This is a genomic window from Rhodococcus sp. H36-A4 (genome assembly GCF_027158005.1).
In the GTDB taxonomy this organism is placed as follows: domain Bacteria; phylum Actinomycetota; class Actinomycetes; order Mycobacteriales; family Mycobacteriaceae; genus Rhodococcoides.
In genome coordinates this window covers 427,829-444,088 of record NZ_JAPVLQ010000004.1, presented here as the reverse complement: position 1 = coordinate 444,088, position 16,260 = coordinate 427,829, and the positions used below count along the sequence as shown (strand labels likewise).

Here is a 16,260-nt window from a genome sequence, read left to right as displayed (position 1 = left end):
GCCGTAGCATCGGGCGACGATGTCTTCAGCCTCGAGGAGTGCCCAGGTGCCACCTGCAGTAGCCACAGTGTTCGACGACCTGGATCGATACATGGCGGCGCCGCGGGTGTCGGATATGGCGATGTCCGTGGACGGATCGAGAGTCGTCGTCGTCGTTTCAAGGCTCGACATCGACAAGGTGGCCTATGTCGGCGCTCTCTGGGAAATCGACGTCGAGGGTTCGGCTCCCGCCCGGCGTTTGACGTGGAGTGAACACGGCGAGAGCGGTCCCGCGTTCACCGCTGACGGAGACCTCTACTTTCTGCGTCGAACGTCAGAGGACGACGAGTCGGTAGCAGTGTGGTGCTTGCCTGCTGGTGTCGGTGAGGCCCACGTTGTTTCGAAGCGTGGCGCCGGTTACTCCGGTGTGGAAACAGCGAGCCATTCTTCACGTTTCGTGGCGATGTCCGAGGTCATGCGTTCTGCCGGGACCGACGAGGAAGACGAGCGCCTTCGTCAGTTGCGTAAGAACAAGAAGGTCGGCGCAATTCTGCACACCGGCTACCCTGTTCGCCATTGGGATCAAGACCTCGGACCGGCGACCCCGCATCTGTATGTCGGCGACCGTGACAGCGACCCCCGTCGTGTCACCGCGAACGCCGAAGGAGCTCTTCACGAGGCGTCCTACAGCATCAGCGCCGACGGTTCGTTCGTCGTGTCGACCTGGACGGTTCGAGGTGCGCTGGCAACGTCGCGCACTGTGCTGATCCGAGTCGACCTCGACACCGGAACGCGCACCACGATCGTCGACGACGATGATGCCGATCTCGGCTCGCCGTCGATCTCACCGGACGGTTCACGAGTGGCCTTCATCCGTGAATCGTTGTCGACGCCGGAACAAGCGCCTCGAATGACATTGCAACAGTATGTATTCGAAGATCGAACGGTGTCCGATCTGGCTCCTGGATGGGATCGATGGCCGTCGAATCCGGTGTGGTTGTCCGATGGCACCGGAGTGTTGGTGGTCGCCGACGACCGGGGTCGTGCCCCGGTATTCCTGGTGCGCGACGGCGGGGCCAACCCGGTGACCACAACCGATTCCGCGTACAGCCACCTCCACGTGGCGTCGACCGGGGTCGTCATGGCATTGGAGGCGTCGTACCGGCAACCCATGCATCCGGTTCGGATCGACATCGAGTCGGGTGTGGTGTTTCCGTTGGCACTCCCGGACCCATTACCGGCGCTGCCTGGAACATTGACCGAGGTCGAGACCGTGACCGAGGACGGCCGGAATGTTCGCGCGTGGCTTGCGCTACCGGCCGATGCGTCGGAGTCGGCACCGGCACCGCTTCTGCTCTGGGTGCACGGTGGGCCGCTGTCTTCGTGGAACACGTGGTCGTGGCGTTGGAATCCCTGGGTAATGGTCGCGAAAGGGTATGCGGTGTTGTTGCCGGACCCCGCGCTGTCCACCGGCTACGGCCAGAGTTTCGTCGATCGTGGCTGGGGGCGGTGGGGCAAGGAACCGTTCACCGATCTGATGGCCGTCACCGATGCTGCTGCCGCGCTCGAAGAGGTCGACGGCACACGCACCGCAGCGATGGGAGGATCGTTCGGCGGATACATGGCGAATTGGATCGCCGGCCACACCGACCGTTTCGATGCGATCGTCACCCACGCCGGCCTGTGGGCGCTCGATCAGTTCGGCCCCACCACCGACGCCGCGTACTACTGGCAGCGCGAGATGTCACCCGAGATGGCCTTCGAGAACTCACCGCACCTGTACGTGGCAGACATCGATACGCCGATGCTGGTCATTCACGGAGACAAGGACTACCGCGTACCCATCGGTGAAGGTCTTCGTCTGTGGTTCGAACTGCTCAGCGAATCCGGACTTCCCACCGATGACGAAGGAAAGACCGACCATCGGTTGTTGTACTTTCCGTCCGAGAATCACTGGGTCCTCACTCCACAACACGCCAAGATCTGGTATGAGGTCGTACTGTCGTTCCTTTCCGAACACGTACTCGGAATCGAGACGGAGATCCCCGAGATATTGGGCTGACCGGGCACCGGCAGTGGGGCCGGTAGTGGGCCTGTCGGTATCGAATCGGCTGACAACTAGAATCGACCGGTGACCAGTTCAGTGCCAGAGAACCCAGCCAACCCCGCCGACGCCCAGGACCGCAGCGTGGGTAACGACCCAGTCGGATTGCCGAAGAGCTGGGACCCGAGCGCGGTAGAGGCCGAGCTTTATCAGGGCTGGGTCGACGCAGGCTACTTCGAAGCCGACGCCACGAGCGACAAGCCTCCGTACTCGATCGTGCTTCCCCCACCGAACGTGACGGGAAGTCTGCACATGGGTCACGCGCTCGATCACACGTTGATGGACGCGTTGAGCCGTCGTAAGCGCATGCTCGGATTCGAGGTCCTGTGGCTGCCGGGAATGGATCATGCGGGTATCGCGACGCAGACCGTGGTGGAGAAGCAGCTCGCGGCCGAGGGGAAGACCAAGGAAGACTTCGGCCGGGAACTCTTCATCGACAAGGTGTGGGACTGGAAGCGTGAGTCGGGAGGCACCATCGGCGGCCAGATGCGCCGCATCGGTGACGGCGTCGACTGGTCTCGCGAGCGCTTCACTATGGACGACGGCCTCTCGAAGGCAGTACAGACCATCTTCAAGCGAATGTTCGACGACGGCTTGATCTACCGGGCGGAGCGGCTGGTCAACTGGTCACCCGTGCTGCAGACCGCCATTTCCGATATCGAGGTCAAGTTCGAGGACGTCGAAGGCGAGCTCGTTTCTCTGCGGTACGGCTCGTTGAACGACGACGAGCCCCACGTCGTCGTCGCTACCACTCGCGTCGAGACGATGCTCGGCGACACTGCGGTGGCAGTTCACCCGGACGATGCCCGCTACCAGCATCTGCTCGGAACGACCCTGGAGCACCCGTTCACCGGCAGACAGATCCCGATCATCGCCGACGACTACGTCGATCCCGAATTCGGCACGGGCGCAGTCAAGATCACCCCTGCCCATGATCCCAACGACTTCGAGATGGGGTTGCGGCACAACCTGCCCATGCCCACGATCATGGACAAGGCAGGTCGGATTGCCGACACCGGAACCGAGTTCGACGGCATGGACAGGTTCGAGGCCCGAATCAAGGTTCGTGAGGCGCTGGCCGAGCAAGGACGCGTCGTTGCCGAAAAGCGTCCTTACTTGCACAGCGTCGGACACTCCGAACGCAGCGGTGAGTCGATCGAGCCGCGTCTGTCGTTGCAGTGGTGGGTCAAGGTCGATGGGCTCGCAGCCGCTGCGGGTGATGCAATTCGCAACGGCGAGACGACTATCCATCCGGCGAGTCAGGAGCCCCGCTGGTTCGCGTGGGTCGACAACATGCACGACTGGTGCATTTCGCGTCAGCTGTGGTGGGGTCACCGCATACCTATCTGGTACGGCCCGAACGGTGAGACGGTGTGCCTCGGCGCCGACGAAACGCCGCCCGAGGGTTGGGTGCAGGATCCCGACGTCCTCGACACGTGGTTCTCGTCCGGGTTGTGGCCGTTCTCCACTATGGGTTGGCCCGATGCAACCGACGAGCTCGCCAAGTTCTACCCCACCAGCGTTCTGGTCACCGGCTACGACATCCTGTTCTTCTGGGTCGCCCGCATGATGATGTTCGGCACCTACGTCGCATCCGATCCGGCACTGGGTTCGGGGGAGGCCGGCAATAAGGTGCCGTTCAAGGACATCTTCCTGCACGGGCTGGTGCGTGACCAGTTCGGGAAAAAGATGTCGAAGTCCCGAGGAAACGGTATCGATCCACTCGACTGGGTCGACCGCTTCGGGGCAGATGCGTTGCGTTTCACCCTCGCTCGTGGTGCAAACCCGGGTGCGGACCTGTCGGTCGGCGAGGATCACGCGCAGTCCTCACGTAACTTCGCCAACAAGCTGTTCAACGCGACCAAGTTCGCCTTGATGAACGGCGCTGCGCCTGCGCCACTTCCGGCGCGAGCGGAACTGACGGACGCCGACCGGTGGATTCTCGATCGCCTCGACGAAGTGCGCGCCGAGGTCGACGTCGCATTCGAGCGCTACGAGTTCAGCAAGGCCTGTGAGGCGTTGTACCACTTCGCGTGGGACGAAGTATGCGACTGGTATCTGGAGATCGCCAAAGTGCAGTTCGGTGATACCGCACAGGCTGATTCGACTCGTACCGTGCTCGGCAACGTGCTCGATGCGCTGCTGAGGCTCTTGCATCCGGTCATTCCGTTCGTCACCGAAACGTTGTGGAAGGTGTTGACCGGTGGCGAGTCGATCGTCATCACATCGTGGCCCGTCGCATCCGGAGACATCGCGGATGTGGTTGCTGCACAGCGTGTTGCAGATATGCAAAAGCTCGTGACCGAGGTTCGACGCTTCCGCAGCGACCAGGGTCTCAAACCGTCGCAGAAGGTCGGTGCAAGGCTCGTCGGGATCACCGACGCCGATCTGTCCACTCAGGTTCATGCCACTCGCGCTCTCGCACGACTGATCGAACCTGCCGAAAATTTCACCGTTACTGCATCCGTGGAGGTTCGACTGACGAAGGCGACGGTGACGGTCGAGCTCGACACTTCAGGAACCGTCGACCTCGTTGCCGAACGCGCGCGGCTCGTCAAAGACCTCGCCGCGTCCGAGAAAGAACTGATGCAGACGACGAGCAAACTGAGCAACGAGGCATTTCTCGCCAAAGCCCCGGACGCCGTGGTCGAAAAGATCAAGAGCCGACAGCAGATCGCGGTCGAAGAGATTGCGCGAATCAATACACGGCTAGAAACGATGGGTCAGTAGTGTCCGAATCCTATTCAGCTCCTTCCCGACCCAGTCCGGTGGATATGGCCGAATTGGCGCTTGTCGAGGCGGAACTGGACAAGCGTTGGCCGGAGACGAAGATCGAGCCGTCGACCGCGCGGATCGCGGCGCTGATGGACCTTTTGGGTTCACCGCAGAAGGCGTACCCGTCGATTCACGTTGCCGGTACCAACGGCAAGACATCGGTGACCCGCATGATCGATGCCTTGCTGACGCATTTTCACCGCCGAACAGGCCGGACCACCAGTCCGCATCTGCAATTGGCGACCGAGCGGATCAGTGTCGATGGCATCCCGATCTCGCCGCGGTTGTACGTGGACACCTACAACGAAATCGCTCCGTTCGTAGAGATGGTCGACGCGCAGTCCGAGGCCGCAGGCGGACCACGTATGAGCAAGTTCGAGGTCACCACCGCCATGGCGTTCGCGGCGTTCGCGGAGGCGCCGATCGAGGTCGCCGTCGTGGAGGTCGGTCTCGGTGGTAGATGGGATGCCACCAACGTCGTCGACGGTGAAGTAGCTGTGATCACCCCGATCGATATCGACCACGTCGAGTTTCTCGGTGGTGATCTCGGTGGTATCGCCAAAGAAAAAGCCGGAATCATCAAGAAAGCACCGGAGCGGCTCGTGCCGCGAGACACCGTCGCCATCCTGGCCGAGCAGAAGCCCGAAGTTGCCGACGTGCTGTTGCGCGCCGCGGTGGAAGCCGATGCTGCCGTCGCCAGGCAGGGTTCGGAATTCAGGGTGCTCGCGCGTCGGATCGCCGTGGGCGGTCAACAACTCGAGTTGCAAGGTCTCGGTGGGGTGTACACCGACATCTTCCTACCGCTGCACGGAGAGCATCAGGCGACGAACGCGTCGTTGGCGCTCGCCGCGGTCGAGGCGTTCTTCGGCGCGGGCGCCGATCATCAACTCGACGTGGACATCGTTCGAGCGGCCTTCGCGTCCATCGTGAATCCTGGCAGGCTCGAACGCGTTCGCAATGCTCCAACGGTGTTTCTCGACGCTGCACACAACCCACACGGGGCCAGAGCTCTCGCTGCGGCTCTCACCGATGAATTCGACTTCCGGAAACTGGTCGGAGTTGTCAGTGTCATGGGAGACAAGGACGTCGAGGCCATGTTGACGGTGCTCGAGCCGGTGTTCGACGAAATCGTCGTCACACACAACGGATCACCGCGAGCCATGGACGTCGAGGAACTCGCAGGCCTGGCCGTCGCCAAGTTCGGCGACGAGCGCGTGGTCGTCGCCCCGACGCTCGCCGACGCGCTCGAGACCGCCATCGGGCTCGCCGAGGAAGTTGCAGATCCCGGTGAGGCCGTCTCGGGTGCCGGGGTGATCGTCACCGGATCGGTAGTCACCGCCGGAGCAGCTCGAACATTGTTCGGAAAGGAGCCAGTATGAGTGAGGCAGGGGAGGGCGGTAGCGAGTTCAAGCCGCCGGCAATCGATCCGTGGAAAGGCTTCCGCGGAGTCATGGCAGGGACGCTCGTTCTCGAGGCCATCGTCGTTTTGCTCGCGTTGCCCGTCGTGTCGACGGTCGGGGGCGGCCTCGGTTGGTTCTCCACGTTGTACCTGGTGGGGATGGCCGTGGCGTTCGTGCTTGCCGCAGGTATGCAAGGACGACCGCAGGCGATGCAGATCAATCTCGCTCTTCAGGTGTTCGTTCTGCTCGGTGGATTCATTCACCTGTCGATCGCAATCGTGGGAGTGGTGTTCCTCGCGGTGTGGATATATCTGCTGTACCTACGGCGGGACATCACTCGACGGATCGAACGCGGCATGCTCAGAGGTCAGCGGGACTGAGACTGCGAATCCCGCGAATATCGGCACTCCGCGGTGGGTCTGAGCGTAGGTCGTCGGGGTCCGTCCACTACTGTCTACTTTCGTGACCGAGCGCACCCTTGTACTGATCAAGCCAGATGGAGTTGCCCGCCGCTACGTAGGCGAGATTCTCGGCCGAATCGAGAAGAAGGGATTGAGTATCGCAGCACTGGAACTCAAATCCGTTTCCCTCGAACTGGCCGGTGCGCACTACGCCGAACATAAGGACAGGCCGTTCTTCCCAGCGCTACTCGAGTTCATCACCTCTGGACCCGTCGTCGCCGCGGTGTTGGAAGGACCGAGAGCTATCGCTGCGTTCCGCCAGATCGGGGGTGGCACCGACCCGGTCGAGAAGGCGGTTCCAGGAACCATCCGCGGAGATCTTGCCCTCGACGGACAGCAGAACCTCGTGCACGGATCGGACTCCGTCGAGTCCGCCGAGCGTGAGATCGCGTTGTGGTTTCCAGGCCTTTCCTGATTCTCGACACTAATTCGGGCTCGCCCGCCGTGCCGCCGACTACAAGATCGGTGCGGCGTGGCGGGTTCGCTTCACCCGGTGTGGGATACTCGTGAAGGTTGCTTTCACAACACGCTTTACCTCGACAAGTTTTGCCAGTAAAAAAATTTTGCCGTTACCAGTTTTGTGCAACACCGAACACGAGCGTCACGCAAGTGACGTTCTCGTGAAAGTGACCGGATGACACCCGCAGTGCGATGCCCGTCATCGCTGCCGAACACGTAGGAAGACCTCCCACGTGCGGCATGCTTGATGATCAGGCGCTCGGACTCGGGACACCATAGCCATCCAGCCAGGCACCGTGCATCCGTACGCCGACCACTCGCTGTGGACGGTGCACTCCGTGCGGAGCGCGACTTACGATCTGGCGTCAAACCGACGTCAGCACACTAGGATTGCTCTCGCGTGGCCGCGTCGCACCAGCTTCGACTCAGGTGGACGCGCCCGGGGGCCCGAGGAGACTTACGTGGCCGACCAAGCCCCGCCCGAAGATGTACAGAATTCGAACTCAGGAAGTTCGGTCGATGACGAATCGTCATCCAGCCGAAGTCCGGCGTTCCCCGAGCGCCTCCGAGTGCATGCACTTGCGAAGATTCTGGGCGTCACCAGTAAACAGGTTCTCGCCAAATTAGGTGAGCTCGGAATAGAGGCGCGCAGCGCGCAGTCGAGCCTGGGACGCGACGTCGCCGAGACGGTGTATTCCTCGTTTGCACCTGCGACCGAGACGCCGGCTGCAGCAGTGGTGAAGGCCGACGCGATTGTGGTCGAGACCGTGCCTGTTGTCGAGGAGCCGGCAGTGGACAGTCCTCCCGCGCGCCCTGCGTTCGCAACTCCGGTGTTCCTCCAGCCGGAAGCGATCGTCGAGGCTCCCAAGCGTCGACGAAGCCGGAAAGCCGCAGGTCCTGCCGCTGAGCTCACATCGACGCCTGCCGTCGAAGATCCATCGGTTCTCGCTGCCGATCCGGTCATCGAGCCGGACAAGGCTCCCGTTCGCGGTAAGCCCGCTGTCGAGGCCGCTCCGGATGCAGTCGCCGACCGCACTGACACAACCGACATTTCGGACACAGTCGACACCTCTGACACAGTCGACGCCTCGGACACCGTCGACAGCTCGGACACCTCCGAAGATGCCGACAATTCGGAAGACAACGACGATCAGTCGCAACCCAGGCGGCGTCGGCGCGGTCGCCGTGGTCGTGGCCGCGGACGTGGGGAACAGTCTGCCGATGGTAGTTCGGACGAAGATTCGGACGATGCCTCCGAGGGTGACGACGATTCGAGTGAGGACGCAGCGTCGTCGTCTTCGGACACGCACTCTTCCGAGTCCGATGAATCCGTATCCGGCTCGGCTGAATCCGACCCCGCTGATTCCGGCGTAGCAGACGCGCAGAGTGCCGATTCCGACAATTCGGATAGCGACTCCGAGAACGACGACAAGCCAGCGGGCGAGCGTCGTTCACGTCGCCGTGGTCGTAGTCGTTCGAACGCCAAATCCAGCGATACGGACGATGCCCAGAAGCAGGCTGCGGATACGGAATCGGAAGAGTCGGTCGATTCGCCGGTCGACTCTGCCGACGAAAACGACGACGACGAGGATTCGTCCGACGGTTCGAGCCGCCGCCGCCGCAGACGTCGTCGTCGCCGCAGCACCGGTGATGCCTCGTCCGAGTCCACCGAGACCGAGGACGACCCACCGAACACCGTCGTGCACGAGCGCGAACCGCGGAACAAGTCCCGTAGCAAGGACGAGGTCCAGGGAATCACCGGCTCGACTCGACTCGAAGCGAAACGTCAGCGCCGCCGCGACGGACGTGATGCCGGACGCCGACGGCCACCGATTCTCACCGAGTCGGAGTTCCTGGCACGTCGCGAGTCGGTCGACCGCGTCATGGTCGTCCGGGAAAAGTCGTTCCCCGACAACGGAGTGACCACACAGGTCGCCGTTCTCGAAGACGGCGTACTGGTCGAGCACTTCGTCACCAGTAGTGCGTCCGCGTCGATGGTCGGCAACGTCTACCTCGGCCGTGTGCAGAACGTACTGCCGAGCATGGAAGCTGCGTTCATCGATATCGGCCGTGGTCGTAACGGCGTCCTGTATGCCGGGGAGGTCAACTGGGACGCAGCAGGTCTCGGTGGCAACTCTCGCAAGATCGAACAGGCGCTCAAGCCGGGTGACCAGGTTTTGGTGCAGGTGAGCAAGGATCCGGTCGGGCACAAGGGTGCACGTCTGACGACTCAGCTGTCGCTGGCGGGCCGCTACCTGGTCTATGTGCCCGGTGGCAGCTCGACGGGTATCAGTCGCAAGTTGCCCGACACCGAGCGGAAGCGTCTGAAGGAGATTCTTCGCGATATCGTTCCTCCCGAGGCCGGGGTGATCATCCGTACCGCAGCCGAAGGCGTCAGTGAAGATGAGCTCGCGCGTGACGTGATCCGTCTGCAGACACAGTGGGCGACTATCGAAGAAGCGTCGGCCAAGGCGGAAACAGGCAAGGGTTCTCAACCGCAGGCACTGTACGAAGAGCCTGATCTGCTGGTCAAGGTTATCCGTGACTTGTTCAACGAGGATTTCGTCAAACTTGTCATCGAAGGTGACAAGGCCTGGGACACGACGTCTTCGTACATCGAGACGGTGGCAGCGGACATGCTGCACAAGCTCGAGCGCCACATCGCCGAGCCCGGTCGCCCGGACGTGTTCGAAGCGCATCGGGTCGACGAGCAGTTGGCCAAGGCGCTCGACCGTAAAGTCTGGCTACCGTCCGGAGGCACGCTCGTCATCGATCGCACCGAGGCGATGACCGTGGTCGACGTCAACACCGGCAAGTTCACCGGTGCAGGCGGCAACCTCGAGGAGACGGTGACGCGGAACAACCTCGAGGCCGCCGAAGAGATCGTTCGGCAGATGCGTCTACGCGACATCGGCGGAATGATCGTCGTCGACTTCATCGATATGGTGCTCGAATCCAACCGGGACCTGGTGTTGCGCCGGCTTACCGAGTCCCTCGGTCGCGACCGGACGCGCCATCAGGTGTCCGAGGTGACGTCACTCGGGCTCGTTCAGATGACGCGTAAGAAGATGGGCACAGGTCTCGTCGAAGCGTTCTCGACCACGTGCGAACACTGCCAGGGCCGGGGGATCATGGTTCACCCGTACCCGGTCGAGGCGAAGACCGATGACGGCTCGCGGTCCTCTTCACCGCGCTCCGATTCGAGTACGCCGCGCAAACGCCGCGGTCGCGACAGATCCGACAACGACAAGTCGGACAGCGACAAGACCGACAACGCGGCTGACAATACGAACAGTCCTGCACCGAAGAGCCAGCCCGAGGCGCACGAGCACACACCGGACCCGTCGGTGAAGCGTGCACACCCCGTGGCCCTCGCCATGGCTGCGCATCACGACGACGTTGTCGACGATGTCACTCCAGCCGAGGTGCTCGATGCACACTCGGATTCGAGTACGTCTTCGGAGCCGAGGATCATCGATGCCGCCGAGGTGGCTCGTGCTCGAGGCCGGGACATCGTGCCAGAATCGACCGAGCCAGAATCGACCGAGCCAGAATCGACCGGGACGGTGTCGTCCGAGGTACAGCCGGACCTGACGGTCCCGGAGAATGCTGTCGAAAAGGCAGCAGACTCGGCTGTCGCCGAGGAGTCGCCGGAACCGGTCGTCAAAGCGCGTCGTGGTCGCCGTGTTGCTCGCAAGGCAGCGGCACCGACGGCCGAGACTCCCGACGCAGCTGCCGTATTCGTGATTCCTGCTACACACGAGGAGCCGGCAGTGCCGCCGGAGCCTGCGGTCACGACGGCCGCCGAACCGGTTTCCAGTGCTCCCACCACGGACGAGGTGCCCGTGAAGAAGCCTCGCCGACGTCGGGCGGCGGCACGCCCGGCAGGGCCGCCGGTGGACGCGGATATGTGAGTCGACGGGCAGTTTGACCACGACTGCCCGTCTGCCGTAACCTGACAAGGTCGCTGCCGGTGACAATTTTCTGCTGTGCCTCGACGGCCTTTCGTTCGAGTGCGGCGGCGGACGCACCCGGTAGTAAGTAACACCGCAAGAAATACCGCAAGAATCACATGCACGATCCAGACCAGTCGTGTTGCCATGGGCAATGCGAGCAAGTTCGAAGAAGCAAGGGGTAGCCCTCCGATGGCAACGTACGCGATCGTCAAGACCGGCGGAAAGCAGTACAAGGTCGCTGTTGGTGACCTCGTCAAGGTCGAGAAGATCGAGGGAGCGCCCGGCACTGCTGTCTCGCTTGCTCCGGTCCTCGTCGTAGACGGATCCGATCTGACCACCGATGCCGACAAGCTGGCGAAGATCTCGGTAACCGGTGAGGTCGTCGAGCACACCAAGGGTCCGAAGATCCGCATCCACAAGTTCAAGAACAAGACCGGCTACCACAAGCGTCAGGGACACAGGCAGAAGCTCACTGTCCTGAAGGTCACCGGCATCAAGTAACCAGGTCTGTTCAGTACTGACTTTTCAGCGCTGACTTTCACCCCGAGGAGGGTATGCAACATGGCACATAAGAAGGGTGCATCAAGCTCCCGTAACGGTCGCGATTCGAATGCGCAGCGCCTCGGCGTCAAGCGTTTCGGCGGCCAGACCGTCAGCGCAGGCGAGATCCTGGTTCGTCAGCGCGGCACGCACTTTCATCCCGGCGTCAACGTCGGCCGTGGCGGCGACGACACTTTGTTCGCTCTGTCCGCAGGCGCAGTCGAATTCGGCGCCAAGCGTGGACGCAAGACCGTGAACATCGTTCCGGTCGCAGTAGAGGCCTAGTCTCCGCTGCACAATCTGCGTCTGGAAATTTTCGTGAGGCTTACGCCGCGAAAATCTCGACGCGCTCGAACTCGACGATGAGGGTGGACCAGGGTGAAAATGCCCGGTCCGCCCTTATCGTATTTGTGGGCATCGAAATATTTCGGTCGCATTCTCGACCGAGGAAGGATCGAAGGCAGTCATGTCACGATTCATCGACCGCGTGGTGCTGCACGTCAGCGCCGGTAAAGGCGGCAACGGCTGCTCTTCGGTTCACCGCGAGAAGTTCAAACCGCTCGGTGGTCCAGACGGTGGAAACGGTGGGCAGGGCGGCGGCGTCATCTTCGTCGTCGACAGCAATGTCCACACACTCTTGGACTTCCACTTCAATTCGCATGCCAAAGCCAGCAATGGAACCCAGGGCATGGGCGGCAACCGCGAAGGCTCCAACGGCGAGGATCTGATCCTCAAGGTGCCCGACGGAACTGTGGTGCTCGACAAGGATGGTCGCATCCTGGCCGACATGATCGGCGAGGGCACTCGATACGCTGCTGCACCCGGTGGTCGCGGTGGGTTGGGCAACGCCGCGCTCGCCTCGAAGGCGCGTCGCGCACCTGGATTTGCGCTGCTCGGTGAAGAAGGTATCGAGCGCGATGTGGTGCTCGAGCTCAAGTCGGTCGCCGATATCGGTCTCGTCGGCTTCCCGTCTGCAGGCAAGTCCTCGCTGGTGTCGGTGCTCTCTGCCGCGAAGCCGAAGATCGCCGATTACCCGTTCACCACGTTGGTTCCGAACCTCGGCGTCGTCTCGAGCGGTGACACCACCTACACGGTGGCCGACGTCCCCGGATTGATTCCCGGCGCGAGCGAAGGAAAGGGCCTCGGTCTCGAATTCCTTCGACATCTCGAGCGTACCGCCGTTCTGGCGCACGTCGTCGACTGCGCAACCCTGGATCCGGGTCGAGATCCCATCTCCGACGTCGATGCCCTCGAAGCGGAGTTGGCGGCCTACAAGCCGGCAATGTTGGGCGACGCGAGTCTCGGCGACCTAGCCGATCGGCCGCGCATCGTCGTGCTCAACAAAGCTGATATTCCCGAGGGCGCCGAGCTCGCCGAGATGGTGACGCCGGAGTTCGAGGCCCGCGGATGGCCTGTTTACACAATCTCGACGATCACCCGTGAAGGCCTCAAGCCCTTGATCTTCGCGCTGGGCAAAATGGTCGAGGACTACCGTCTCGCTCATCCTCCGGCCGAGAAGCGCCGACCGGTGCTTCGTCCTGTCGCACGCAACGAAGAGGGTTTCCAGGTCATCAAGGATCCCGATGTCGAGGGTGGGTTCATCGTTCTCGGCACGCGCCCGGAGCGTTGGGTGCTCCAGACACAGTTCAGCAACGACGAAGCAGTCGGCTACCTGGCTGACCGTCTCGCCCGCCTCGGCGTCGAGGATGCGCTGATCAAGAAGGGCGCTCAGCCGGGTGCATCTGTGACCATCGGTGATGTCTCCTTCGATTGGGAGCCACAGACGCCGGCGGGTGTGGAGATCACCATGACCGGTCGTGGCACCGATGCGAGGCTCGATCAGGTGGAGCGAATCGGTGCGGACGAGCGCAAACACGCACGTCGAGCCCGCCGCGGACTCGACCCCGAAGAGTGAAGTGTAGGTTCCGGTGAATTCTGAATCCTCTTCGGTTGCAATGGATTCGACTGGGGCCAGGACCGCTGTGGCCAGTGCCAAACGGGTAGTCGTGAAAATCGGCTCCTCGGCGCTGACCTCACTGGTCGGCGGACTCGACGTCGACAGGCTCGACCGATTGGCCGATGCTGTCGAAGCACGAATGCGTGCTGGATCCGATGTCGTGGTTGTGTCCTCCGGTGCCATCGGCGCCGGACTCGCACCACTGGGTCTGACGACCCGTCCGCGCGATCTCGCGACGAAACAGGCCGCAGCGAGCGTCGGCCAGCTTGCTCTTGCGCACGCTTGGGGTACCTCGTTCGCCAGATACGGACGAACCGTCGGCCAGGTGTTGCTCACCGCTGAGGACATTGCCCGGCGCACGAATCATCGCAACGCCCAGCGCACCCTCGATCGGTTGCGTGTGCTCGGGGCAGTGGCCGTGATCAACGAGAACGACACGGTCGCGACCACGGAAATCCGATTCGGTGACAACGACCGTCTCGCCGCGCTCGTCGCGCACCTCGTCGGTGCCGACGCGCTGGTGTTGTTGTCCGACGTCGACGGTCTCTACGACGGCGACCCGCGCAAAGGTGACGCCACCCTGATCCGCGAGGTCGCGAGCCCGGAAGATCTCGATGGAGTCGTCGCCGGTTCCGGAGGCGCGCTAGGAACCGGCGGGATGGCGTCCAAGCTGTCCGCTGCCCGATTGGCGGCCGATGCAGGCGTTCCGGTTCTATTGGCAGCCGCTTCCGACGCAGCGGAAGCTTTGACGACGGCTGCGGTGGGCACAGCTTTCACCGCACGTTACACTCGACTGTCCTCGCGCAAATTCTGGGTACGTCATGCTGCGGACGCCCGAGGTGAGCTATACCTCGACGCAGGTGCCGTACACGCGGTCGCAACGAAGCGGCGGTCGCTACTGTCTGCGGGACTCACCGCCGTCGAGGGTCGGTTCTACGGTGGCGACGTCGTGTCGCTGATCGGCCCGGATGGCGAACTCGTGGCTAGGGGAGTGGTGGCGTACGACGCGTCGGAGCTGAGCGGAATGCTCGGTAGGTCCAGTTGCGATCTCACTCCCGAGCTACAGCGTCCAGTGGTGCATGCCGACGATCTGGTGCCGGTCTGATCTATTGTCGACCGCCGCGACGCTTGTCGTTCAGAGGTGTGACGGCAGGGTGTCCACGAGTGCGGTGAGCGTTTCAGAGCAGCCGGCATTGCTTGTCAGAGTAGCGAATTCGTCGCCCCGGGTGATTCCGCGATTGACGATCACGATCGGGATCTCGGCCTTCGCCGCGCGTCGGACGAACCGTAGACCCGACATGACCGTCAAAGAAGATCCGACAACCAGAAGTGCATCGGACTGATCGACGAGGTCGAAAGCGTCGGCAACTCTTGGCTTGGGCACGCTCTCCCCGAAGTAGACGATGTCCGGTTTGAGAATGCCGGAGCAGTACTCGCAGTCGACCATCCGGAAGTGTGCGGTGCTGGTGATGATCGCGTCGGCATCGGGGGCGATCTCGACGCCTTCGGCCGGCGCGACGCTGTCGAGGAAGTCAGGGTTCTCGCGATTTAGGCGTTGTCCCAGAGCGAAGCGGGAAACCAGTCGCTCGCAGTTCAGGCACCGTACTCGCGCGTAAACGCCGTGGAGGTCGATGACTCTTCGGCTACCTGCTTTGGTGTGCAACATGTCTACGTTTTGGGTGATGATCCCGGAAACGATCCCTCGGCGCTCGAGCTGGGCCAGCGCGCGGTGGCCGTCGTTCGGTCTTGCCGCATCCATATGTCGCCAACCGACATGGTTCCGTGCCCAGTAGTGGCGTCTGAACTCGTGATCGCCGGTGAACTGCTGATAGGTCATCGGGTTACGAGGTGGTGAGTCCGGCCCCCGGTAGTCCGGGATACCGGAGTCGGTGGACATGCCGGCTCCGGAGACGACCGCGATGGATCTTCCCGACAACAGTGCGACCACTTGGTCGAGTCGGGTTGCCGCTGCGGCAGCTGAACGAGCGGGGGCAGGCACGTCACCAGGGTAGCGCGCAGGTGGACACAGGGGGTCGATGTCGTCAGCTGAAGGCTTGGAACCCACGAATTACGGCGCCGAGCCCTGCTGGGTCCCTTCAGCGGATCGGACTGCAGAAATAGCTCCGCCCCATTCGACTGAAGTCGAGTGGGGCGGAGCTATACGGAGTCCGTCTACGTGGACACCTCACCTACGTCAGGATTTCGACTTACGCGGGGACCTCGATGAGGGGGTACACACCGTTCTCGTCATGGGTTTCGTTGCCCACTACGGGAGGGTTGAACACGCACAACATGCGCATCTGCGTACGCGGCTCGACGGTGTGTCGCTCGTTGCCGTTCAGCAGGTACATCGATCCTGCACCGAGTTCGTAGGTTTCACCGGTTTCGCGATCGGTAAGGGTGCCTTCGCCTTCGATGAGCCACACAGCTTCGACGTGATTGGCGTAGTGGAAGTTGTTCACCGTCCCGGCCTTGATGGTCGTTTCGTGGAACGAGAATCCGACCCTGTCACCGCCGAGGATGATGCGCTTGCTGCGCCACTGTCCATCCTCGCTCTCGATGTCTCGATCAGTTCCGGTGATTTCCTGGGTGGTACGTACGATCATGCGGTGTAGCTCCCTTCAGCAAA

At 62.4% G+C, this 16,260-nt stretch carries 13 protein-coding genes; 10 read left to right on the top strand and 3 right to left on the bottom strand.

Annotated elements, in window-relative coordinates; genetic code table 11:
* Positions 1-19: 19 nt before the first annotated feature.
* From O1W68_RS13905 to O1W68_RS13890, 4 genes are all read left to right on the top strand, one after another.
* A complete protein-coding gene (locus O1W68_RS13905) occupies positions 20-2,041 on the top strand; it encodes a S9 family peptidase (RefSeq protein ID WP_269304382.1) in 2,022 nt (673 codons plus the stop codon).
* Positions 2,042-2,110: 69 nt separating this feature from the next.
* Positions 2,111-4,813, top strand: a complete 2,703-nt coding sequence (locus tag O1W68_RS13900) for a valine--tRNA ligase (protein WP_269304380.1) — start codon at positions 2,111-2,113, stop codon at positions 4,811-4,813.
* Positions 4,813-6,237, top strand: a complete 1,425-nt coding sequence (folC, locus tag O1W68_RS13895; protein ID WP_442972357.1) for a bifunctional tetrahydrofolate synthase/dihydrofolate synthase — start codon at positions 4,813-4,815, stop codon at positions 6,235-6,237. The genes O1W68_RS13900 and folC overlap by 1 nt, the downstream gene beginning before the upstream one ends.
* Complete coding sequence (locus tag O1W68_RS13890) at positions 6,234-6,638, top strand: DUF4233 domain-containing protein (protein ID WP_269304376.1); 405 nt, start codon at positions 6,234-6,236, stop codon at positions 6,636-6,638. Before folC ends, O1W68_RS13890 begins: the two co-directional genes overlap by 4 nt.
* On the opposite strand, the gene O1W68_RS21630 is transcribed toward O1W68_RS13890, so the two are convergent.
* Complete coding sequence (locus O1W68_RS21630) at positions 6,579-6,734, bottom strand: hypothetical protein (protein WP_442972356.1); 156 nt, start codon at positions 6,732-6,734, stop codon at positions 6,579-6,581. The genes O1W68_RS13890 and O1W68_RS21630 overlap by 60 nt on opposite strands.
* Here O1W68_RS21630 and ndk point away from each other — a divergent pair.
* The 6 genes from ndk to proB all read left to right on the top strand — a co-directional run bounded on the left by ndk (position 6,721) and on the right by proB (position 14,736).
* Positions 6,721-7,134, top strand: a complete 414-nt coding sequence (gene ndk / locus O1W68_RS13885) for a nucleoside-diphosphate kinase (RefSeq protein ID WP_269304374.1) — start codon at positions 6,721-6,723, stop codon at positions 7,132-7,134. The two genes, O1W68_RS21630 and ndk, sit on opposite strands and share 14 nt — an antisense overlap.
* A 505-nt stretch (positions 7,135-7,639) precedes the next feature.
* Positions 7,640-11,092 carry a translation initiation factor IF-2 N-terminal domain-containing protein gene (locus tag O1W68_RS13880; protein WP_269304372.1) on the top strand — a complete coding sequence of 1,151 codons (3,453 nt, stop codon included), beginning with the start codon at positions 7,640-7,642 and terminating at the stop codon, positions 11,090-11,092.
* A gap of 231 nt (positions 11,093-11,323) precedes the next feature.
* Entirely contained in the window at positions 11,324-11,635 is a 312-nt protein-coding gene (gene rplU / locus O1W68_RS13875) for a 50S ribosomal protein L21 (RefSeq protein WP_075839359.1), read from the top strand.
* A 60-nt stretch (positions 11,636-11,695) separates the two neighbouring features.
* The gene (rpmA, locus tag O1W68_RS13870; protein ID WP_072802495.1) at positions 11,696-11,959 is read left to right on the top strand and encodes a 50S ribosomal protein L27; all 264 of its coding nucleotides are present in this window, start codon (positions 11,696-11,698) and stop codon (positions 11,957-11,959) included.
* A gap of 181 nt (positions 11,960-12,140) precedes the next feature.
* Positions 12,141-13,589, top strand: coding sequence for a GTPase ObgE (gene obgE / locus O1W68_RS13865; protein ID WP_269304363.1), 1,449 nt, complete (start codon positions 12,141-12,143; stop codon positions 13,587-13,589).
* A 40-nt stretch (positions 13,590-13,629) separates the two neighbouring features.
* Positions 13,630-14,736, top strand: coding sequence for a glutamate 5-kinase (proB, locus tag O1W68_RS13860; protein WP_269304562.1), 1,107 nt, complete (start codon positions 13,630-13,632; stop codon positions 14,734-14,736).
* 30 nt (positions 14,737-14,766) lie between these two features.
* Here proB and O1W68_RS13855 read toward each other — a convergent pair whose 3' ends face one another.
* Both O1W68_RS13855 and O1W68_RS13850 read right to left on the bottom strand, forming a co-directional pair.
* Positions 14,767-15,630: a Sir2 family NAD-dependent protein deacetylase gene (locus tag O1W68_RS13855; RefSeq protein ID WP_269304361.1), complete on the bottom strand. Its 864-nt coding sequence runs from the start codon at positions 15,628-15,630 to the stop codon at positions 14,767-14,769.
* Between the two features lie 208 nt (positions 15,631-15,838).
* Positions 15,839-16,237, bottom strand: coding sequence for an ectoine synthase (locus tag O1W68_RS13850; protein WP_269304359.1), 399 nt, complete (start codon positions 16,235-16,237; stop codon positions 15,839-15,841).
* Positions 16,238-16,260: the final 23 nt, after the last annotated feature.

What these genes read in the sequence shown, in the direction of transcription:
- O1W68_RS13905 (WP_269304382.1), top strand. Translation starts at nt 20, where the DNA reads ATGTCTTCAGCCTCGAGGAGTGCCCAGGTGCCACCTGCAGTAGCCACA.
- O1W68_RS13890 (WP_269304376.1), top strand. Translation starts at nt 6,234, where the DNA reads ATGAGTGAGGCAGGGGAGGGCGGTAGCGAGTTCAAGCCGCCGGCAATC.
- rplU (WP_075839359.1), top strand. Translation starts at nt 11,324, where the DNA reads ATGGCAACGTACGCGATCGTCAAGACCGGCGGAAAGCAGTACAAGGTC.
- rpmA (WP_072802495.1), top strand. Translation starts at nt 11,696, where the DNA reads ATGGCACATAAGAAGGGTGCATCAAGCTCCCGTAACGGTCGCGATTCG.
- obgE (WP_269304363.1), top strand. Translation starts at nt 12,141, where the DNA reads ATGTCACGATTCATCGACCGCGTGGTGCTGCACGTCAGCGCCGGTAAA.
- proB (WP_269304562.1), top strand. Translation starts at nt 13,630, where the DNA reads ATGGATTCGACTGGGGCCAGGACCGCTGTGGCCAGTGCCAAACGGGTA.
- O1W68_RS13850 (WP_269304359.1), bottom strand. Translation starts at nt 16,237, where the DNA reads ATGATCGTACGTACCACCCAGGAAATCACCGGAACTGATCGAGACATC.